Origin of the sequence: Kitasatospora sp. NPDC059812, assembly GCF_042732075.1 — a bacterium.
In the GTDB taxonomy this organism is placed as follows: domain Bacteria; phylum Actinomycetota; class Actinomycetes; order Streptomycetales; family Streptomycetaceae; genus Kitasatospora.
Map to the genome: position 1 here is coordinate 64580 of NZ_JBHWIO010000034.1, position 19739 is coordinate 84318.

17 protein-coding genes and 1 tRNA gene are annotated in these 19739 nt (G+C 74.1%); 12 read left to right on the forward strand and 6 right to left on the reverse strand.

Annotated features, from left to right (window positions below; genetic code table 11):
* The first annotated feature begins 150 nt into the window (after positions 1 to 150).
* Positions 151 to 912 carry a DNA polymerase beta superfamily protein gene (locus ACFV6D_RS19175; protein WP_380560556.1) on the forward strand — a complete coding sequence of 254 codons (762 nt, stop codon included), beginning with the start codon at positions 151 to 153 and terminating at the stop codon, positions 910 to 912.
* A 37-nt stretch (positions 913 to 949) separates the two neighbouring features.
* Positions 950 to 1022: transfer RNA gene (locus tag ACFV6D_RS19180), tRNA-Lys, on the forward strand.
* A gap of 128 nt (positions 1023 to 1150) precedes the next feature.
* Here ACFV6D_RS19180 and ACFV6D_RS19185 read toward each other — a convergent pair.
* The gene (locus ACFV6D_RS19185) at positions 1151 to 2233 is read right to left on the reverse strand and encodes an acyl-CoA desaturase (RefSeq protein ID WP_063348321.1); all 1083 of its coding nucleotides are present in this window, start codon (positions 2231 to 2233) and stop codon (positions 1151 to 1153) included.
* Between the two features lie 465 nt (positions 2234 to 2698).
* On the opposite strand from ACFV6D_RS19185, the gene ACFV6D_RS19190 reads away from it, so the two are divergent.
* The 8 genes from ACFV6D_RS19190 to ACFV6D_RS19225 all read left to right on the forward strand — a co-directional run bounded on the left by ACFV6D_RS19190 (position 2699) and on the right by ACFV6D_RS19225 (position 12456).
* On the forward strand, positions 2699 to 4459 hold the full coding sequence (locus tag ACFV6D_RS19190) for an LCP family protein (protein ID WP_380560557.1): 1761 nt from the start codon (positions 2699 to 2701) through the stop codon (positions 4457 to 4459).
* A gap of 217 nt (positions 4460 to 4676) precedes the next feature.
* Positions 4677 to 5126 carry an SRPBCC domain-containing protein gene (locus ACFV6D_RS19195; RefSeq protein WP_063348320.1) on the forward strand — a complete coding sequence of 150 codons (450 nt, stop codon included), beginning with the start codon at positions 4677 to 4679 and terminating at the stop codon, positions 5124 to 5126.
* A gap of 248 nt (positions 5127 to 5374) precedes the next feature.
* Positions 5375 to 6175 (forward strand): VOC family protein, encoded by an 801-nt coding sequence (locus ACFV6D_RS19200; protein WP_350880560.1) that lies wholly within the window; start codon positions 5375 to 5377, stop codon positions 6173 to 6175.
* 151 nt (positions 6176 to 6326) lie between these two features.
* Positions 6327 to 7073, forward strand: coding sequence for an HAD family phosphatase (locus ACFV6D_RS19205; RefSeq protein WP_063348318.1), 747 nt, complete (start codon positions 6327 to 6329; stop codon positions 7071 to 7073).
* Between the two features lie 22 nt (positions 7074 to 7095).
* On the forward strand, positions 7096 to 9501 hold the full coding sequence (locus ACFV6D_RS19210) for a glycoside hydrolase family 65 protein (RefSeq protein WP_380560558.1): 2406 nt from the start codon (positions 7096 to 7098) through the stop codon (positions 9499 to 9501).
* A 114-nt stretch (positions 9502 to 9615) separates the two neighbouring features.
* A complete protein-coding gene (locus tag ACFV6D_RS19215) occupies positions 9616 to 11349 on the forward strand; it encodes a pyruvate dehydrogenase (RefSeq protein ID WP_380560559.1) in 1734 nt (577 codons plus the stop codon).
* A gap of 244 nt (positions 11350 to 11593) precedes the next feature.
* Entirely contained in the window at positions 11594 to 12226 is a 633-nt protein-coding gene (locus tag ACFV6D_RS19220) for a helix-turn-helix domain-containing protein (RefSeq protein WP_063348316.1), read from the forward strand.
* A 32-nt stretch (positions 12227 to 12258) separates the two neighbouring features.
* Positions 12259 to 12456 (forward strand): DUF6126 family protein, encoded by a 198-nt coding sequence (locus tag ACFV6D_RS19225; RefSeq protein WP_063348315.1) that lies wholly within the window; start codon positions 12259 to 12261, stop codon positions 12454 to 12456.
* Positions 12457 to 12478: 22 nt separating this feature from the next.
* Here ACFV6D_RS19225 and ACFV6D_RS19230 read toward each other — a convergent pair whose 3' ends face one another.
* From ACFV6D_RS19230 to ACFV6D_RS19240, 3 genes are all read right to left on the reverse strand, one after another.
* On the reverse strand, positions 12479 to 13906 hold the full coding sequence (locus ACFV6D_RS19230; protein WP_380374879.1) for a PLP-dependent aminotransferase family protein: 1428 nt from the start codon (positions 13904 to 13906) through the stop codon (positions 12479 to 12481).
* Positions 13907 to 13957: 51 nt separating this feature from the next.
* Positions 13958 to 14878, reverse strand: coding sequence for an undecaprenyl-diphosphate phosphatase (locus ACFV6D_RS19235; RefSeq protein ID WP_380560560.1), 921 nt, complete (start codon positions 14876 to 14878; stop codon positions 13958 to 13960).
* A 147-nt stretch (positions 14879 to 15025) separates the two neighbouring features.
* Positions 15026 to 15838, reverse strand: a complete 813-nt coding sequence (locus tag ACFV6D_RS19240; protein ID WP_380560561.1) for an NRDE family protein — start codon at positions 15836 to 15838, stop codon at positions 15026 to 15028.
* A 243-nt stretch (positions 15839 to 16081) separates the two neighbouring features.
* Here ACFV6D_RS19240 and ACFV6D_RS19245 point away from each other — a divergent pair, with 243 nt between their 5' ends.
* Complete coding sequence (locus ACFV6D_RS19245; protein ID WP_380560562.1) at positions 16082 to 16567, forward strand: carboxymuconolactone decarboxylase family protein; 486 nt, start codon at positions 16082 to 16084, stop codon at positions 16565 to 16567.
* A gap of 11 nt (positions 16568 to 16578) precedes the next feature.
* The gene (locus tag ACFV6D_RS19250) at positions 16579 to 17403 is read left to right on the forward strand and encodes an isocitrate lyase/phosphoenolpyruvate mutase family protein (RefSeq protein WP_380560563.1); all 825 of its coding nucleotides are present in this window, start codon (positions 16579 to 16581) and stop codon (positions 17401 to 17403) included.
* 190 nt (positions 17404 to 17593) lie between these two features.
* On the opposite strand, the gene ACFV6D_RS19255 is transcribed toward ACFV6D_RS19250, so the two are convergent.
* Both ACFV6D_RS19255 and ACFV6D_RS19260 read right to left on the reverse strand, forming a co-directional pair.
* Positions 17594 to 17851, reverse strand: a complete 258-nt coding sequence (locus ACFV6D_RS19255) for a hypothetical protein (RefSeq protein WP_063348310.1) — start codon at positions 17849 to 17851, stop codon at positions 17594 to 17596.
* A gap of 43 nt (positions 17852 to 17894) precedes the next feature.
* A complete protein-coding gene (locus ACFV6D_RS19260; protein WP_380560564.1) occupies positions 17895 to 19109 on the reverse strand; it encodes a cytochrome P450 in 1215 nt (404 codons plus the stop codon).
* Positions 19110 to 19739 lie beyond the last annotated feature (630 nt).

Consider the following 19739-nt stretch of genomic DNA (forward strand, 5'->3'; position numbering starts at 1 on the left):
CCGGCCGGGGCGGGCCCCGGCGCGGAAATCGTTCGCCCGGAGCGGCCCGGACCGGCGAGGATGCGGTAGCGGCGCCGCCACCACCCTCACCGCCACCACCCTCACCGCCGGCACCGTTCTGCCAGCCTGCTGTTCGAGAGGAGACCGACGATGCCCGACGCACTCGCACCCGCACTCGCCGTCCCCGGCACCGTCCTGCTCTCCGGCGTGGTCGGCTCCACCGCGTACGGCTTCGCCCACGCCGGCTCCGACGTCGACCGGCTCGGCCTGTACGCCGCCCCCACCGAGGAGCTGCACGGTCTGCACCGCCCGGCCGAGTCGCACGTCACCACCGGGCCCGACGTCACCCTGCACGAGGCCGCCAAGTGGTGCCGTCTGGCGCTGTCCTGCAACCCGACCGCCTCCGAGCTCGTCTGGCTGCCGGACGACCTGTACGAGATCCGCACCCCGCTCGGTGCCGAACTGGTCGAGATCCGCTCGAGTTTCCTCAGTGAATCGGCCGTCCGGAAGGCCTATCTCGGTTACGCAGAGCAGCAGTTCCGCAAACTGCTGACCCGCGACACCACCGACCCGGTCACCCGCGGCCGGGCCGCCAAGCACGCCCGGCACCTGGTCCGGCTGGTCGCGCAGGCCGTCCGGCTGCACGAGACCGGCCACAACCTGGTCCGCCTCGCCGACCCCGGACACGTCCGCGACCTCGGCGAACGCATCGCCGACCGCCCCGCCGTCGCCGAGTCCCTGCTCGCCGACGCCGCCGATCGCCTGGCCCGCCCCGGCGTCCTCCCCGCCGCCCCGGACCCGCGCCCCGCCGAATCCTGGCTCCGCCGCGTCCGCGCCGCCCACTACGCTCCGCCCCCCGCCCCCGGCGCGCCCGCGCAATCCACTGGCGGAGCCCTGCGCCCCACCGGGTAGGATCACGGTGGCCCTCCCCAACCGGGACGAGGGCCACGGGCCACTAGCTCAATTGGCAGAGCTGCGGACTTTTAATCCGTAGGTTCAGGGTTCGAGCCCCTGGTGGCCCACCGAACCGAGGCCAGGTCAGAAAACCTCTGACCTGGCCTTTTGCATGTCCGCCGCCGGTGAACGCACTGCGGCACCCCGGCTGGTCGAGTAGCCGGGGTGCCGCGGTGTGATGTGGGTCGTGGGCGGGTCAGCCCGCGGCGCGGATCGGGGCGCCGGTCTGGTGGAGGTGGGTGAGGATCTCGCGGTACGAGCGGAAGAGGCCGGTCTCGTAGTAGGCGATCTCCTTCTCGGCGCAGAAGTCGCGGGTGAGGACGGCGGCGCGGCGCAGGGCCGGGGTGGGCATGCTGGGGAAGAGGTGGTGCTCGACCTGGTAGTTGAGGCCGCCCATCAGGGCGTCGATGAAGTAGCCGCCGCGGACGTTGCGGGAGGTGAGGACCTGGCGGCGGAGGAAGTCGAGCCGCATGCCGGGCGTCACCATCAGCATGCCCTTGTGGTTGGGGGCGAAGACACAGCCCAAGTAGACGCCGAGCAGGGCCTGGTGGACGGCGAGGAAGGCGAAGGCCTTGCCGACCGGGAGGGCGGCGAAGACCAGCCCGAGGTAGGCGGCGAAGTGGGCGACCAGCAGGAAGCCCTCCAGGTACGGGCGCTTCATGATCGGGCTGCGCAGCGCGCGGAAGCTGTTGTAGCTGAGGTTGAGGCCTTCGAGCAGGAGCAGCGGGAAGAAGAGGAACGCCTGGCGGCGGCCGATGAAGCGGGCGATTCCGCTGGCCCTCCTGGCCTGGTCCTGGGACCAGACGACGAGGTCGGGGGAGACGTCCGGGTCCCGCTCCTCGTGGTTGGGGTTGGCGTGGTGGCGGGTGTGCTTGTTCATCCACCAGCCGTAGCTCATGCCCATCAGGAGGTTGGCGACGATGCGGCCGCCGATCTCGCCGGCGCGGCGCCCGGTGAACACCTGGCGGTGCGCCAGGTCATGGGCCATCAGTCCGAGTTGGGCGAAGACGATGGACATCGCGGCGGCCAGGCCGAGTTGGAGCCAGGTGTCGCCGAGGGCGAACATGGCCCACCAGCCGCCGAGGAACGCGGCGAGGACGAGGCCCGCGCGGACGGTGTAGTAGACCGGGCGTCGGTCGAGCAGGGCCTCGGCGCTGATCCGGCCGAGCAGTTGGGCGAAGTCGCTCCCGCCGGTTCCGGGCGGGGCGGTGTCCGGTGGTCCGGCGGGCGGCTGCGGCCGGGTTTTCGCGGTCGGCGTCCCCGCGGTATCGGTGGTCATGGTGCTGAGTCTGGTCTAGCGAACGGGCCTTGAGAAACGGGGGCATCCCCCTGGGGCGGGGTGAGGATAACCCCCGGACCGTCCCGGGCGGCGGCGGACGTGCGGCGCGTGGTGCCGGATGGTGCCGCTGGGGCGGGGAGAGGTGGCGTAGGTCACGTCGTAATCGGCTGGTTTCGGGCGTTCTGTGGCGAGCTTGCGCCGTGGTGGCCGGGGTTGGTGGTGGACCGGAGGTCGGTGACCGCGTCGGGCCTAAATATGATCGGAAGCCACGTTCATCGGTTTGTACCGATGTTCGTATGTGCAACCTGGGAACGGTCCCGACCGTCTCCCTGTGTGCGGTGCGCCAGATCGTCCGGGGCGTCGCTTCCGTCGGTGAAAGGTACGCGCATGTCAGGTCAGTGGGGCGAGGGCCCGGCTCGGGGGGAGAACGCACCCGGCGCGCTCACGACGGGGAGCGATGGGTCCGTGCCGCCGCCGCGTACCGGCGGCCGGGCGGAGGCCCGACGCGCCGCCCAGGGCAAGGGCGCTGGCCGCGCTGGCAAGGACGGCGGCAAGGACGGCGGCAAGGACGCGGGCAAGGACGGCGGTCGGGGCGCGGGCAAGGACGGCGGCAGGCCTGAGGCGGCGGCGGCCGGCGGCGGCCGGGCGGCGGCGCGCAACAGCCGCAAGCCCAAGAAGAACGTGAAGAAGATCGTCGCCTGGTCGGCGGCCGGCGTGCTGGTGCTGATCGCGGGCGCCGGCGGGGCGATCTACTTCAAGCTGAACGCCAACATCAAGTCCTTCGACGGCGACGCGATAGCCACCGACCGCCCGCCGGAGGCGCAGGCCGACGCGGACGGCAACAAGCCGGTCAACGTCCTGCTGATCGGTTCGGACAGCCGCGGCGGCAACAACTCGGACCTCGGCGGCGGCGAGGACGGCGGCGCCCGCTCGGACACCACGATCCTGCTGCACGTCTACGCCGACCACAAGCACGCCGTGGGCATCTCGATCCCGCGCAACGCGAAGGTCCCGATCCCGCCCTGCAAGCTGCCCAACGGCAAGTGGACCAAGGGGGCGTCCAGCGACCTGTTCAACGCGGCCTTCTCGGTCGGCGGCAGCGACGGCGGCAACCCGGCCTGCGCCCAGAACACGGTGGAGAAGCTCACCGGGATCCGGGTCGACCACACCATCGTGGTCGACTTCAACGGCTTCTCCGCGATGACCAAGGCCGTGAACGGCGTCGACGTCTGCCTGCCGAAGGCCATCTACGAGGGCGACGTCAACCCCAACCTGCACAGGAAGGGCGACCTCGTCCTGCCGCAGGGCAAGCAGACCGTGCAGGGCCAGCAGGCGCTGGACTACGTGCGTCTGCGGCACGGCATCGGCGACGGCTCCGACATCGGCCGGATGAAGCGCCAGCAGGCCTTCCTCAGCTCGCTCGCGAGCAAGGTCAAGAAGGACGGGCTGAGCCCCACCAACCTGCTGCCGCTGGCCGACGCCGCGACCAAGTCGCTGGTGGTCGACCCGGGGCTGGCCTCCGCGGACAAGCTGCTCTCCTTCGGGCTGTCGCTCAAGAACATCGACATGCACGACCTCAAGTTCGTGACGGCGCCCTGGCGTTACCGCACCCAGGACAAGGACCTCGACCTGGTCCAGCCGGACGCCAACAAGCTCTGGGAGACCCTCAAGGCCGACCAGACCATCGACGGGCAGAACGCCACCGGCCAGCAGCCGGACGCCGCCGCCAGCCCGAGCGCACCGGCCGCGTCGCAGTCGGCCGCGTCCAGTGCGCCCGCCGCGCCGGCCGCGGACGCCGGCAACTCGTCGATCAAGGTGGCGGTCTACAACGGGACGACCGAGAACGGCCTGGCCGGCAAGGCGACCGCGCAGCTGAAGGCCGCCAAGTTCGTCGCCACCACGGCGGGCCAGGCGGCGAGCACCAAGTACAAGACCACCATGATCGAGTACGGCTCCGGGCAGAAGGCGAACGCCGACAAGGTCGCCGCGCTGTTCCCGGGCGCCAGCGTCGAGGCCGGCAACTCGGCGGGCGTGACCCTGATCGTCGGCAAGGACTTCTCGGCGGCCAACGGCGGCGGCGCCACCGGCCCGGCCGCCGGGACGGGCGGCGCGGCCGCGAACGGCACCCCGGCGCCCCCGGCGCCGCTGCCGACCACCGTCACCAACGACGCCCGCTCGGCGGACGACGACATCTGCGCGAACACCACCTACGGCAGCGGCGGCTGACCGCACCCGAGCCGTGGGGACGACCCCCCGGGCCAGCGCCGTCCAGGGCGCGCGGGCCCGGGGGTCGTGCCATGGTGGCCGGAGAAACCGGGGAGGCGCCCGGCCCGGGCGACCTGAGGAACGGGCGACCTGAGGGACGGGGGCCCGACGCGCGGGACCCCGGCACACCGGACCCGGCCCACGGACAAGGGGGGCGCGCACCGAAAGGCGGACCCCCATGCCCGAGATCGCCCTCCAGTTCGACATCGCCGCACCCCGGGCCGTCGTCCTCGCCGCGCTCAACACGCACGACGGGCTGACCAGCTGGTGGACCACCGGCGTGGACCGGGAGGGCGACGTCCTGCTGTTCGACTTCCCCGGCGTCCCCGAGCCGTTCCGGCTGCGCCGCGAGCGGGCCGACCTGGACCGGGTGGTGTGGGCCAACGCCGGGGCCTTCCCGCCGCACTGGGCCGGCACCTGGATCAGCTGGGACCTCGCCGACCAGCCCGACGAGCCCGGCCGCACCCGGTTGCTGTTCCGGCACGGCGGCTGGCAGCCGGGCAGCGAGGACGGCGTCCCGCTGGTCGCCGGCACCTGGGCCGAACTGCTGGTCCGGCTCAAGGACTACGCGCAGAGCGGCAAGGTGCAGCCGTACTTCGTCACGGCCCAGCGGCACGACGCCGCGTGAACGGCCCCCGCGGCGGCGTGAGCGGCACGACACCGCGCGAACGGCCCGCCGGCGGCCGAACGGCCCCGGGCCCGTCCGATCGCCCGCCAGGGCGCCGTCCGGTGGCGGGATCGCGGCGCCGGGCCGATGGTGGGCGGTGTACCCGCCGTTCGCGCTGACGGCCGGCACCGGCAGCCCGGCACCGGGCGGCCGGGACCCGCCCGCCCCGACGACCACGCCGGCGACCACTGCCTTCGGGAGGCCCAGCAATGCCCGTAGTCACCGCTCCGTACAAGCCCGGCACCCCGTGCTGGATCGACCTGATGGCGAGCGACCAGCAGGCCGCGCTCGACTTCTACCGCGACCTGTTCGGCTGGCAGGGCGAGGTCGGCCCGGCCGAGTTCGGCGGCTACGCCGTGTGCATGCTCAACGACCGACCGGTCGCCGGGATCATGGCGCGGTCCGCGCCCGAGGGCCAGCCGCTGCCGCCCGTCGCCTGGACCACCTACCTGGCCTCGGACGACGCCGACGTGAGCGGGGCCGCCATCGCCGAGCACGGCGGCACGATCCTCTACCCGGCGATGGACGTCGGCGTGATCGGCCGGATGCTGGTCGCCGCCGACCCGACCGGCGCGGTGTTCGGCGTCTGGCAGGCGATGGACTTCATCGGCGCGGGCGTGGTCAACGAGCCCGGCGCACTGGTCTGGAACGAGCTCAACACCGCCGACACCGACGCGGCCGGCCGCTTCTACCTCCCGGCGCTCGGGCTGCGCCCGGCGACCATCCAGGGCATGGAGGGGTACTTCTCGCTCAACGCCGGCGACCGTACGGTGGGTGGCATGCAGCCGATCCCCAAGTACCTGGGGGCGGGCACGCCCTCGCACTGGATGGCCTACTTCTCGGTGGACGACACCGACTCCACCGTGGACGCCCTGGTCAAGGCGGGCGGCTCGGTGATCCAGCCGCCGTTCGACATGCAGTCCGGCCGGATGGCGGTCGTCCAGGACCCGCAGGGCGCGGTGTTCGCGGTGGCGGAGGCCGCCGAGGCGCAGATGCCAGACTCGCCGTAACAGCAGCCGGGCACCCTCGCCGTACCAGCGCCGGGCACCCACGAGCCCACCCGGCCACCCACGAGCACCCGGGCAACCGGAAGCCGCCCTTCCCGCGACGCGCCGCCGGGAAATGGGCGGCTTCCCCGCGTTCCCGGGTAAGACTGCACCCATGCTGGGGCTACCGGACGACATCCGCGCTTTCCTCTTCGACCTCGACGGGGTCCTCACCCAGACCGCCAAAGTGCACGCCGCGGCCTGGAAGGACACCTTCGACTCCTTCCTGCGCGCCGAAGCCGCCCGCACCGGCGGGCAGTTCGTCCCCTTCGACGCCGTCACCGACTACGACACCTACGTGGACGGCCGCCCGAGACTGGACGGCACCCGGGCGTTCCTGCACAGCCGGGGCGTCGACCTGCCCGAGGGCACCGACGCCGATCCGCCCAACACCCCTACCGTGCACGGGATCAGCCGGGCCAAGAACGACACCGTCCTGCGGCTGATCCGCGAGCAGGGCGTCCAGCCGTACGACGGTTCGGTCGCGTACGTGCACCGGCTGCGCGCGCTCGGGCTGCCCAGCGCCGTGGTGTCCTCCAGCGCCAACTGCCGGGACGTGCTGCGGGCGGCGGGCATCGAGGGGCTGTTCGACGTGATCGTGGACGGCGTCGTCGCCCAGCGCGAGGGCCTGCCCGGCAAGCCCGCCCCCGACACCTACCTGTACGCCGCCCGCACGCTCGGCGTCGAGCCCGCGCACGCCGCCGTCTTCGAGGACGCGCTCGCCGGGGTGGCCTCCGGCCGGGCGGGCGGCTTCGGGGCCGTGGTCGGGGTCAACCGCACCGGGCAGGCCGCCGAACTGCGCCGGGACGGCGCGACCGTGGTCGTCGACGACCTCGCCGAACTGCTGGAGGAGCAGGCATGAGTGAGTGGAGCGGGGTAGTCGCATGAGTGGCTTGGACAACTTCTCCGTCGACCCCTGGCAGATCGCAGAGCAGGGCCTGGACCTGACCGCGATGGCCCGCGCCGAGTCGCTGTTCGCGCTCTCCAACGGCCACATCGGCCTGCGCGCCAACCTGGACGAGGGCGAGCCGCACGGCCTCCCCGGCACCTACCTGAACGGCGTCTTCGAGCTCCGCCCGCTGCCGTACGGCGAGGGCGGCTACGGTTACCCGGAGTCCAGCCAGAGCGTCATCAACGTGACCAACGGCAAGATCATCCGGCTGTTGGTCGACGACGAGCCCTTCGACCTGCGCTACGGCGAACTCATCCGCCACAAGCGCTGGTTGGACTTCCGGGAGGGGATGCTGCACCGCGAGGCCGAGTGGACCTCCCCGGCCGGCCGGACCATCCGGGTGCGCTCCTCCCGGCTGGTCTCGCTCACCCAGCGCGCGGTCGCCGCGGTCGAGTACAGCGTCGAGGCGGTGGACGGGCCGGTGCGGATCGTGCTCCAGTCCGAGCTGGTCGCCAACGAGCAGCTGCCCGGCGGCCCCGAGGGCGATCCGCGGGCCTCCGCCGTGCTGGAGGCGCCGTTGCAGCCCGAGGTGCACCACGCGAGCGGCACCAAGGCCGTCCTGGTGCACCGCACCCGCTACAGCGCGATCCGGGTCGCCGCCGGGATGGACCACGTGATCGAGGGCCCGGAGGAGCTCGAAACCGTCGCCGAGGCCGAGGCCGACCACTGCCGGATCAGCGTCACCACCGTGCTCCGGCCCGGACAGCGGCTGCGGCTGGTCAAGTTCATGGCCTACGGCTGGTCGGGGACGCGCTCGCTGCCCGCCGTCCGGGACCAGGTGGAGGCCGCGCTGACCGCCGCCAGGTACACCGGCTGGGACGGTCTGGCCGCCGAACAGGCCGACTACCTCAAGGAGTTCTGGGAGACCAGCGACGTCGAGATCGAAGGCGACGTCGAACTCCAGCAGGCCGTCCGGTTCGCCGTCTTCCACGTCCTCCAGGCCGGCGCCCGCAGCGAGGAACGGGCCATCCCCGCCAAGGGGTTGACCGGCCCCGGCTACGACGGCCACAGCTTCTGGGACACCGAGACCTTCGTCCTGCCGGTGCTCACCTACTGCCTGCCCGGGGCCGTCAACCAGGCGCTGCGCTGGCGGCACACCACGCTGCCGCTGGCCCGCGAGCGGGCCGCCCAACTCGGCCTGGCCGGAGCGGTGTTCCCCTGGCGGACCATCCGCGGCGAGGAGTGCTCCGGGTACTGGCCGGCCGGTACCGCAGCCTTCCACATCGGCGCCGACATCGCCGCCGCCGTCGCCCGCTACGTCCGGGCCACCGGGGACGCCGAGTTCGAGCGCGCGTACGGGCTCGAACTGCTCGTGGAGACCGCCCGGATGTGGCGCTCGCTCGGCCACCACGACGTCTCGGGGAAGTTCCGCATCGAGGGCGTCACCGGCCCGGACGAGTACAGCGCCGTCGCCGACAACAACGTGTTCACCAACCTGATGGCGCAGACGAACCTGCGCGCCGCCGCCGAGGCCGCCGCCCGCCACTCGCACGAGGCCGCCGAACTCGGCGTCGACACCGAGGAAACCGCCGCCTGGCGGGACGCCGCGGCCGCGATGTACATCCCGTACGACGAGGACCTCGGCGTGCACCCGCAGGCCGACGGCTTCACCCACCACCAGGTCTGGGACTTCGAGCACACCCCGCCCGAGAAGTACCCGCTGCTGCTGCACTACCCGTACTTCGACCTGTACCGCAAGCAGGTGGTCAAGCAGGCCGACCTGGTGCTCGCCATGCAGGTCCGCGGCGACGCGTTCACCGACGAGCAGAAGGCCCGCAACTTCGCCTACTACGAGCGGCTCACCGTCCGCGACTCCTCGCTCTCCGCGTGCACCCAGGCGGTGATCGCCGCCGAGGTCGGCCAGCTCGACCTCGCGTACGACTACACGGCCGAGGCGGCGCTGATGGACCTGCACGACCTCGGCGGCAACACCCGCGACGGCCTCCACATGGCCTCGCTCGCGGGCGCCTGCATCGCCCTGGTGGCGGGCTTCGGGGGGCTGCGCGACCACAGCGACTCGCTGTCCTTCCGGCCCCGGCTGCCGGGCGGGCTGATGAGGCTCGGGTTCTCGCTGATGGTCCGCGGGCAGTTGCTGGGCGTCCAGATCACCCACGAGGGGACGACGTACGCGCTGCGCCGCGGCGAGGTGCTGCACCTGTGGCACGACGGCGAGCCGGTGCAGGTGAAGGCCGGGCAGCCGGTCACCCTGCCGACCACCGCGCCGCCGGCCCAGGAGCGGTGCGGCCAGCCGCCCGGCCGCGAGCCCGCCCGGCGGCAGGCGCAGGCGGGCCTGGTCAGCGGCAAGCTCGGGCAGCAGGACCACCTGGCGGCGGAGTAGCCGCGCCGGCCTGTCGTTCACCTGTTCGGGCCCGCTCCGGGTGCGGGGCGGGCCCGGCCGTCGGAGGGTGCAGGTGTCCTGCGGCAGCGGGCGGCCGGTGATTGGAGAGCACCCGTGGCGAGCGTGGCCGAACAGATGGTGGAGGTGCTCCGGCAGGCCGGGGTCGAGCGGGTCTACGGCGTGGTCGGAGACAGCCTCAACCCGGTCGTGGACGCGATCCGGCGGACCGACGGCATCAGCTGGGTGCACGTGCGCAACGAGGAGGCGGGCGCCTTCGCGGCGGCCGCCGAGGCCGAACTCAGCGGCCGGCTCGCGGTCTGCGCCGGCTCCTGCGGCCCCGGCAACACCCACCTCGTCCAGGGCCTGTACGACGCCCAGCGCAGCGGCCTGCCGGTGCTGGCGCTCGCCTCGCACATCCCGTCCGGGCAGATCGGCACCGGCTTCTTCCAGGAGACCCACCCCGAGCGGGTGTTCACCGACTGCAGCTCCTGGTGCGAGATGCTCTCCACCCCCGCCCAGCTGCCCCGGCTGATGCGGATCGCCATCCAGCACGCGCTCGGCTCGCACGGCGTCTCGGTGCTGGCCTTCCCCGGGGACGTCGCCGCGCTCCCCGCCGCCGGGCCCACCGGGACCAGCCACTTCCTCACCGAGCAGGCCGTCGCCGCGCCGCCGTGGTCCCAGGTGCAGGAGCTGGCCCGGCTGCTCAACGCGGCCCGCAAGGTCGCCCTGTTCTGCGGTGCGGGGGTGCGCGGGGCGCACGGCGAGGTGATGGAGGCGGCCCGGGCCCTGAACGCGCCGGTCGGGCACTCCCTGCGCGGCAAGGAGTGGATCCAGTACGACAACCCGTACGACGTCGGCATGAGCGGCCTGCTCGGCTACGGCGCCTGCCACGAGGCGCTGCACTCCGCCGACCTGGTGCTGCTGCTCGGCACCGACTTCCCATACGACTCCTTCCTGCCGCAGGCGCACACCGTCCAGGTCGACCACGACGCCACCCGGCTGGGCCGCCGCACCGCGCTCGAACTGGCCGTCCACGGCGATGTCGCCGCCACCCTGCGGGCCGTCCTGCCGCTGCTGGACGCCAAGCGCGACCGTGCCTTCCTCGACGGGATGCTGCGCAAGCACTGCCGCTCGCTGGAGGACGTGGTCGGCGCCTACACCCGGGACATCGAGAAGCACCTGCCGATCCACCCCGAGTACGTCGCCTCGGTGCTCGACGAGGTGGCCGCCGACGACGCGGTGTTCGCCGTGGACACCGGCATGAACAACGTCTGGGCCGCCCGCTACCTCCAGCCGAACGGCCGCCGCCGGGTGATCGGCTCCTTCCTGCACGGCTCGATGGCCAACGCCCTGCCGCACGCCATCGGCGCCCAACTGGCCTGCCCCGGGCGGCAGGTGATCGCGATGGCCGGCGACGGCGGGATCGGCATGCTGCTCGGCGAACTGCTGACGGTGGCCAAGCACCGGCTGCCGGTGAAGACCGTCGTCTTCAACAACGGGGCGCTCGGCATGATCAAGCTGGAGATGCTGGTCTCGGGCTACCCGGAGTACGAGATCGACAACGGGGACGTCGACTACGCGGGGATCGCGCGGGCGATGGGCATCCCGGCCAAGCGGGTCACCGAGCCGGCGAGGGTCCGGGAGGTGCTGGCGGAGGCGCTGGAGCGGCCCGGCCCCGCCCTGGTGGACGTGGTCACCGACCCCAACGCGCTGTCCATCCCGCCGTACATCACGGCGGCCCAGCTGAAGGGCTTCGCGCTGGCGGCCGGGCGGACGGTGCTCTCCGGCGGGGTCGGGCGCATGATCGACCTGGCCCGCAGCAACCTGCGCAACATCCCGCGGCCGTAGGCCCTGTCCGGCCGATCTTGCCGGGCCCGCGACGCCGGGCATCCCGCCTGGACGCACGCCCGAATCGCCCAAGTACGTCCAGTACGAGGACGATTCGGGCGCACGCCCAGCCGGGCGCCCAACGCCGCGGGCTGATCCGCCAAGATCGACCGGACAGGACCTAGCCGAGAAGGGGGACTCCGGGCCCTCTTGCCTCTGAGGCAAAAATCTTGCCCGAGCGGCACGGCGGGTGTCCACTGGTCACATGACCACCAGCCCGACCGGGGACGCCGCCCCGGAAGACCGGCTCGACGACCAGGAAGTGGTCGGCCTCGCCGCCCGCCTCCGGGAACACCGGCTCAGCAGCCGCCTGACCCTCGAAGTGGCCTCCGCCAGGGTCGGGCTCTCCCCAGCCTATCTGTCCCGGCTGGAGACCGGCCGCCGCCAGCCCTCCCTCCCCGTCCTGCTCGGCCTCGCCCGCGCCTACGGCACCTCCGTCTCCGGCCTGCTCGGCGAGACCATGGCCGAACCCGACCCGGTCGTGCGCGGCGGCGCCATCGAACCCGGCCGCGCCGGCGGCTGGGGCTACCGCCGGGCCGGCGCCCCCGGCCGGGCCATGCAGGCGCTGCGCGTCCACGTGCCCCCGGGAGTGCAGGACACGGTGGTCCGGGTCCACCCCGGCGAGGAGTGGCTGTACGTCCTGCAGGGCCGGCTCAAGCTGACCCTCGGCGACCGCGTCCACCGCCTCGACGTCGGCGACTCCGCCCACTTCGACTCGCTCACCCCGCACTGCATCGCCGCCGACGCGCCGGACGGCGTCGAACTGCTCTTCGTCCACACCCTGCTGCAGAGCCCCGGCGGCGAACTCTGCCTCGGCGGCCCCGCAGCAACCCACTGACCCGACGTCAGAACCCTTGGAGGAGATCCCTCATGGCCGATCCCACCAGCCCCGACCAGGCCGCCGCGGCCACCGCCCCGGCCGCTCCGACCCCCGCCCCGCTGACCGTCGACGCCGGCATCTCGGCCAACCGCCGGGTCGGGGTCCGCCTGGTGATCTACACCGCCGGCATCCACGCCGTCGCCGGCTTCATCATGCTGCTGTTCGAACTGGGCAACCGCAACAAGTAGTCCACCGGGGCGGTCGCGGCCCTCACCGCTCGCGCAGCAGCTCGCAGAGGGCGTCCAGCGCCGCCGGGAAGGCGTGCTCGGGCGGGGACGCGTAGCCGATCACCAGAGCGGGGGCGGCGTCCGGGTCGGCGGCCGACCGGTCGGCGAGGTGCCAGGACAGCCCTTCGAGGGCCAGGCCGGCGGCCTCGGCCCGGGCCAGCAGCTCAGCCTCGGACGCGGAACCGGGCGGCAGTTGGAGAACGGCGTGCAGCCCGGCGGCGATCCCGGTGACCCGCACGCGCGGGGCGTGCTCGGCGAGCGCGGCGACCAACTGGTCCCGCCGGCGCCGGTAGTGCAGCCGGCAGCGGCGGACGTGCCGGTCGTACGTCCCGGAGGTGATCAGCTCGGCGAGGGTCAGCTGGTCGAGCACCGGGGACATCGTGTCGGCCAGTCTCTTCAACCGGGCCACCGGTTCGACCAGCGCGTCCGGCAGGGCCAGCCAGGCCAGCCGCAGGCCCGGCGCGAGGCTCTTGGCGGCCGTCCCGGCGTACACCACCCGCTCCGGGTCGAGCGCCTGCATCGCGCCGACCGGCTGCCGGTCGTAGCGGAACTCGCCGTCGTAGTCGTCCTCGACGACGTACCCGTCCCGCTCGCGCGCCCAGCGCACGGCGGCGGCCCGCCGGTCGGCGGCCAGCGGCGCACCGGTGGGGAACTGGTGCGCGGGGGTGAGCAGGACGGCCCCGCACCGGCCGTCGAGCCGCTCGACCCGGGCGCCCGCCTCGTCCAGCGGCACCGGAACGGTGGCCAGCCCCGCCGCCCGGGCGACGGCGTGCTGCGGCGGCAGCCCGTACTCCTCGACCGCGAGGGCGCGGTCCCCGCGTTCCCGCAGGGCGGCGCAGAGCAGGCCCAGGCCCTGGGAGACACCGGTGCAGATCAGCAGGTGGTCGGGGTCGGTGCGGACGCCGCGGACCCGCGCCAGGTAGTCGGTGAGCGCCCGCCGCAGCTCGATCCGGCCGAACGGGCTGCCGTAGCCGAAGGCCTCGTGCGGCGCGGTGGCGAGGGCCCGGCGGGCGGCGGCGAGCCAGGCGGTGCGGGGGAAGAGCGAGAGGTCGGGCCGCCCGGCCATCAGGTCGTGCCGGACGGTCCGCCGCCCCGCTGCGGGCCTGGCGGCCCGTCGGCTCCGGCCGGGCGCGGCCCGTCGGGCGACGGTGGTGCCGGAGCCCTGCCGGGAGGTGAGCCAGCCCTCCGCGGTGAGCTGCCCGTACGCCTCGACCACGGTGTTCCGGGCGATCCCGAGGTCCTCGCCGAGGGCCCGCGAGGACGGCAGCCGGGTGCCGGGCACGAGCCGCCCGTCCTGGACGGCCTCGCGCAGCGCGTCCTCCAGGGCGGCCCGCAGCCCGGCCCCGGCGGCGCGCCGCTCGGTGAGGTCCAGGTGCAAGTCGCCGCCGAAGGAAGTCCAGGAGCTGCTCACGGGCCCGATTATCGCGCGGCCCGGCATCCTCGACCCCGGGGTGGGGGCGGATCAGACCGACAGGTAGACCGCGCTGCCGACGCCGGCGAGGAAGCAGTAGAGCGCGAACGGCGTCAGGCTGCGGGTCTCGAAGTACTTGGTGAGGAAGCGCACCGAGACGTAGCCGGCGACGAAGGCGGCGATGCTGCCGGCGACGACCGGGCCGAGGACGGCGGAGTTCTCCGGCTTGAACAGCTCCGGCACCTTCAGCACGGAGGCGGCCAGGATGACCGGGGTCGCGAGCAGGAAGGAGAAGCGGGCGGCGTCCTCGTGGTGCAGGCCGCGCAGGATGCCGGCGCTCATGGTGACACCGGAGCGGCTGATGCCGGGGAAGAGCGCGAGGATCTGGGCGGCGCCGATCCAGGCGCCCTGGACGAAGCTGAGCCGGGCGAGGCGGTGGTCGGAGGCGATCGCCGGGTCGAGGCCCGGTTCCTCGGTCGGCGGGGCGGCGTGCCCGGCCCGCCGGCGGCCGGTGCCGCCGCGCTTGAGCCGTTCGGCACCGAGCAGCACCAGCCCGTTGAGGGCGAGGAAGACGGCGGCCGGGATGGGCTTGCCGAGCGCGTTGCGCAGCGCCTTCTCCAGGGCGAGGCCCGCCACCCCGACCGGGATGGTGGAGATGATCAGCAGCCAGGCGAGCTTCTCGTCCCTGCTCTCGACCCGGCGGCGGCGGATCGAGCTGAGGAAGCCGCCGATCACCCGGACCCAGTCCTTGCGGAAGAACACCACCAGGGCGAACGCGGTGGCCAGGTGCAGGCCGACCAGGACGGCGAGGTAGGAGGAGCCCTCGGCGGTCATGTCGAGGTCCCGCTGGATCTTCCCGCCGATCAGGGCGGGGAGCAGGATGCTGTGGCCCAGGCTGGAGACCGGGAAGAGTTCCGTCACACCCTGCAGCAGGCCGACGCCTATCGCTTCCGGGTAGGTCAGGGTGGACATCGCGCACCTTCGCTCGGGGGTCTGGATCCGGGGGAGCCCCGCGAAGCTACTACGGGCATGTAGACGCCCGGCAGCCCCGCCGCCAGAAGTTCATCGAGCGGACGTCTGGGCGCCACCGCTGCCGGCCAGTCGCCGGTTGGCAGCCGGTCAGCCGCCGGACCGCGCCGCCGACCCGCCTCCGCCGAGCGGCACCCGCCGCCACGCCCCGCCGTCGGCGGGCACCGGCGCGGGGGCGAAGTCGTAGCGCGGCCCGTCCGGCCCGAGCGCGAGCAGCGAGATCGAGGAGGACCCCCAGATCCGCCCGTCGCCGAAGTCCCGCCGCTGGATCAGCGCCGCGTCGTCGTCCAGCGGCAGGCCGTCGCCCGTGACGATCGGCAGCCAGTCGCCCCAGGCCTGTTCGGCGGGCCCGTCGCCGGTCGGCTCCGGCCGGGGCGCGGCGGCGAGGCGGGCCCGGAAGCGGTCGGCGCGGGCGGCCATCAGCGCGCGGATCCGCTCGGAGGCGGTCCGGTTGGCGGCCGTGCCCTCCAACCCGTCGTTGAGCACCACGCTGAGGCCGACCGGCAGTTCGCGTTCCTCCAGCCGGCCGCCGCCCCAGCTGGCGACCCGGGCGCCGTCGGGCCGGACCAGGACGAGGTGGAACGGGTCGTACGGGGTGAGGTCGAGGTGGCCGATCCCGCCGTCCCGGACGGCGGTGAGCGGCAGTTCGCCACGGGACAGCCGGGTGTCGGCGGGGGCGAGCGGCCCGAAGCCGTTCAGCAGGCAGGCGGCGGTCCGCCGCCCGGGGTCGACGGCCAGCCAGGTGCCGCCGGCGGCGAGGTCGAGTCCGCCGACCAGGGTCGGCCGGTCCGGCCAGTGGTGGTCCGGCGGCAGCCAGCCGCGCCCGAGGTACTCGTCCCGGACGGAGAGGAGCAGCACCGGCACGGCCGCTCCCGGTTCGATGCTGACGAACGCCGTACACACGATCGCGGCCCCCTGACCTAGCCCGGCGGGGGCACGCGTGGTGGCGCCCCCGCGGTCGATCCTCGCACTCCCGTTCGCGCGCCGGGAGTGCGCGTCCGCGCCCTGAGGCGCCCCAGGGCCCTCCCTTTTCGGCCGCCGCCGTGGCACACTCGCCCCACGGCCGGGCGCAGGCCGAAGTGGCCCAGGATTCTGCGGTTCAAATGCACCAGGGAACAGGTCCACCGGGTCCCTAGGCTGGTGGCCATGACGACGAACGAGCACCGGCCGGCCGAGGCCCCGGTCCCGGCCCCCGCCCAGCGCCTCGCGCTGCACAGCCTGGCCCCCGACTTCTACCAGGCCATGATCGCGGTGGACCGCGCCGCCCGGAAGGGCATCGACCACACGCTCGCCGAGCTGGTCAAGGTGCACGCCTCGATGATCAACGGCTGCGCCTTCTGCATCGACATGCACAGCACCGACGCCCTGAAGGGCGGCGAGCAGGACCACCGGCTGCTCTCCCTCCCGGCCTGGCGCGAGACCCCCTGGTTCACCGCCCGGGAGCGGGCCGCGCTGGCCCTCACCGAGTCGGTCACCCTGCTGACCCAGGGCCACGTCCCGGACGCGGTCTACGCCGAGGCCGCCGCCCAGTTCGACGAGACCGAGCTGGCCCAGCTGATCGCGCTGATCGTCACCATCAACGCCTGGAACCGGATCGGGGTGGCCTCCCGGCTCAGCCCGGCCGCCAAGTGAGGCCCGGGGACATGACGAACATGGCGGACATGGTGGACGTCCAGCAGGAGAAGGCCCGGCTGCTCCGGGAACTGCACCGGCCGGGCGAGCCGCTGGTGCTCGCCAACGTGTGGGACGCGGCGAGCGCCCGCCTGGTCGCCGCCGCCGGAGCGCGGGCGGTGGCGACGGCCAGTGCGAGCGTCTCCTGGTCGCTCGGCAGCCGGGACGGCGGCGGCGCCGACCTCGAACAGGTCCTCGTACGGACGGCGCAGGTGGTCCGCGCGGTGGACCTGCCGGTCACCGCCGACCTGGAGAGCGGCTTCGCGCGGACCGCCGCCGGCGTCGGCGAGTCCGTCGCCGCGCTGCTGGCCACCGGCGCGGTCGGCGTCAACCTGGAGGACGAGGGCCGGCCGGTGGCCGAGGCCGCCGAGCGGATCGCGGCGGCCCGGGCGGCGGCGGACGCGGCGGGCGTGCCCGCCTACGTCAACGCGCGCACCGACGTGTTCCTGCACGGGATCGGCGCGCCGGAGGGCCGGCTGGACGACGCGGTGCGCCGGCTGCGGGCCTACGTCGAGGCGGGTGCGGACGGCGTGTTCGTGCCCGGTGTCGCGGACCGGGAGACGATCGCCGCGCTGGCCGCGGCCGTCCCGGTGCCGCTGAACGTGCTGGCGGGGCCGGGCGCGCCGTCCGTCCCGGAGCTGGCGAAGCTGGGCGTGGCCCGGGTGAGCCTCGGCCCCGGGCTGGCCGAGGTGGCGTACGCGGCGGTGCGCCGGGCCGCCGCGGAGGTGTACGCGAGCGGCACCTACACCGCCCTGGAGGGCGGGCTGACCTACCAGGAGCTGAACGGCCTCTTCTGAGCGGGCTTCTCGCGGTCCGACCGGCGCTGAGCGGGCCCGGCGGCGCGGGCCGGGCGGTCCGGCGGCGCCGGGCGGGCCCGGGAACGGCGAAGCCCCGGTTGCCGCCGACGGGGGTGGCGGCAACCGGGGCGGTGCCCGGTGGGCGTGGTCAGCCGATCCGGGTCAGCCAATCCGGGTCAGGCGATCCGGGTCAGCCGATCTGACCGCTGAGCCCCGGGTGGGTCATCTGGTTGGTGCCGACGGCCTCCACCTCCTGGGCGGTGTGGCCGACCACCGGCAACTTGCCGGCGGCGTGGATGGCGAGGTCGGCCGGGGAGAGGTTGAGACCGTCGGTGAGGCCCCCGGTGGCGTCCGGGGAGCTCGCGGTCTGGGTGGTGGCGGACGCCGCCGGGGCGGCGAGCGCGAGGCCCGCCATGGTGAGGGCGGCCAGGGTGGCGAGTTTCTTCATGCACTGCCGAACGACCCGGGCCGCCTTCAGGTAACCGGGCGGCTCAGACCGTCACCCGCAGGGTTCGCACGCTGTTGCTGATGAAGGAACCGATCGGCTCCGGCGCGTCGCCCTCGGCGAGGGCCAGCCCGGGGAACCGTCCGAACAGGTGCCGCAGCGCGGTCTCGGCCTCCAGCCGGGCCAGTCCGGAGCCGAGGCAGAAGTGCGGGCCGTGGCCGAGCGACAGGTGCCGGTTGGGCCGCCGGGTGACGTCGAAGCGGTCGGCGTCCGGGTGGTGCCCGGCGTCGCGGCCGGCCGCCGCGTAGGAGGCGAGCAGCGCCTCGCCGCGCCGGATCACCACGTCACCGACCTCGATGTCCTCGGTCGCGTAGCGCAGCGGGAACTGGCCGACCGGCGAGTCGTAGCGCAGCGTCTCCTCGATGACCGCCGACCACGGCTGCTCGCCGGAGAGCACCAGCCGCAGCTGGTCGGGGTGGGCGAGCAGGGCCCGGACGGCGTTGGTGATCAGGTTGAGCGTGGTCTCGTGCCCGGCGACCAGCATCAGCAGCAGGGTGCCGACCAGTTCGGCCTCGCTGAGCCGGTCCCCGGCCTCGCGGGCGGCGATCAGGTCGGTGGTGAGGTCGTCGCCGGGCGCGGCCCGCTTGGCCGCCACCACGGAGCCCAGCAGCGCGTACAGGGCCTGCTGCGCGGCGGCGGCCGCCGCCGGGGTGGCCGAGCTGGAGACCAGGGTGTCGGAGAGCTCGTGCAGCCTGTCCTGCTCCTCCAGCGCCAGGCCGAGCAGCTCGCCGATCACCTGCATCGGCAGCGGGTAGGCGAAGTGCTCGCGCAGGTCGAACGCCCCGTCCAGCTCGGCGACCCGGTCGAGCAGCGAGACGGTGCGGGCCTCGATCGTGGGCGCCAGGTCGGCTATTCGGCGCGGGGTGAAGGCCTGACTGACCAGGCCGCGCAGCCGCCGGTGGTCGTCGCCGTCGGCGGTGACCATGCCGGGCACGGTGACGAAGTTGAGCAGCGGCCAGCCCTGGGGCAGCCGGCCCTCCCGGAAGGTCGTCCACAGCTGGGCGTTCTTGCCCACCCGGTGGTCGGCGAGCAGCGCCTGGAGGGTGTCGTGGTGGGTTATCGCCCAGACCACCACCCCGCCAGGGAGCTCCACCAGGACCGCGGGGCCGGCCGCCCGGAGGCGGGCGTTCTCCTGGTGCTGGTCGCGTCCGAAGGGGTCGAGTCTGACGGGCTCGGGTCGGGGGTCGACGGCGGTGTCCATGCGGGCCTCTCGGGGGCTGGCGGGCGGGGCGGGGTGAAGGCGCTGTACAGCACCGGCAGGCCGAGCAGGGCCCGTGACCACGGGGACGGGCGCCATCCCAGGTCGCCGGCGGGGACGGCGAGTTGGAGATCGGGCAGGCGGTGCAGCAGGGTCTCGACGGCGGTCTCGACGATGATCCGGGCCGGGTGCTGGGCCGGGCAGACGTGCCGTCCGGCGCCCCAGGCGAGGTGGGCCCGGTTGCCGCCGAGCGAGCCCTGGGCGGCGGAGGCGACGCCCTGGGCGGCCGGGTCGGCGTTGGCCGCGGCCAGGCCGAGGACGAGCATGTCGCCGGCGCTGATGTACTGGCCGCCGAGGACGGTGTCGCCGGTGGCCCAGCGGCCGGGGAAGTTCTGCGTCGGCGGGTCGCGCCAGAGCACCTCCTCCAGCGCGTCGGAGACGGTGAGCCGCCCGCCGGTGAGGGTGGCCCGGAACCGGCGGTCGGTGAGTAGCAGCCGCAGCGTGTTGCCGGTCCAGTTGAGGGGGGGGGGGGGGGGCGGCCCCCCCCCCCCCCCCCCCCCGGGGCCCCGCGCCGGGGGGGGGGGGGGGGGGTGGCCACGACCCGGCCCCCCCGACACACCCACACCGCGCCCG

Excerpts from the sequence above, each read along its gene's own strand:
- ACFV6D_RS19245 (WP_380560562.1), top strand. The coding sequence starts at position 16,082 with ATGACGACGAACGAGCACCGGCCGGCCGAGGCCCCGGTCCCGGCCCCC.
- ACFV6D_RS19210 (WP_380560558.1), top strand. The coding sequence starts at position 7,096 with ATGAGTGGCTTGGACAACTTCTCCGTCGACCCCTGGCAGATCGCAGAG.
- ACFV6D_RS19250 (WP_380560563.1), top strand. The coding sequence starts at position 16,579 with ATGACGAACATGGCGGACATGGTGGACGTCCAGCAGGAGAAGGCCCGG.
- ACFV6D_RS19195 (WP_063348320.1), top strand. The coding sequence starts at position 4,677 with ATGCCCGAGATCGCCCTCCAGTTCGACATCGCCGCACCCCGGGCCGTC.
- ACFV6D_RS19255 (WP_063348310.1), bottom strand. The coding sequence starts at position 17,851 with ATGAAGAAACTCGCCACCCTGGCCGCCCTCACCATGGCGGGCCTCGCG.
- ACFV6D_RS19175 (WP_380560556.1), top strand. The coding sequence starts at position 151 with ATGCCCGACGCACTCGCACCCGCACTCGCCGTCCCCGGCACCGTCCTG.
- ACFV6D_RS19185 (WP_063348321.1), bottom strand. The coding sequence starts at position 2,233 with ATGACCACCGATACCGCGGGGACGCCGACCGCGAAAACCCGGCCGCAG.
- ACFV6D_RS19220 (WP_063348316.1), top strand. The coding sequence starts at position 11,594 with ATGACCACCAGCCCGACCGGGGACGCCGCCCCGGAAGACCGGCTCGAC.
- ACFV6D_RS19260 (WP_380560564.1), bottom strand. The coding sequence starts at position 19,109 with ATGGACACCGCCGTCGACCCCCGACCCGAGCCCGTCAGACTCGACCCC.
- ACFV6D_RS19235 (WP_380560560.1), bottom strand. The coding sequence starts at position 14,878 with ATGTCCACCCTGACCTACCCGGAAGCGATAGGCGTCGGCCTGCTGCAG.
- ACFV6D_RS19225 (WP_063348315.1), top strand. The coding sequence starts at position 12,259 with ATGGCCGATCCCACCAGCCCCGACCAGGCCGCCGCGGCCACCGCCCCG.
- ACFV6D_RS19205 (WP_063348318.1), top strand. The coding sequence starts at position 6,327 with ATGCTGGGGCTACCGGACGACATCCGCGCTTTCCTCTTCGACCTCGAC.
- ACFV6D_RS19200 (WP_350880560.1), top strand. The coding sequence starts at position 5,375 with ATGCCCGTAGTCACCGCTCCGTACAAGCCCGGCACCCCGTGCTGGATC.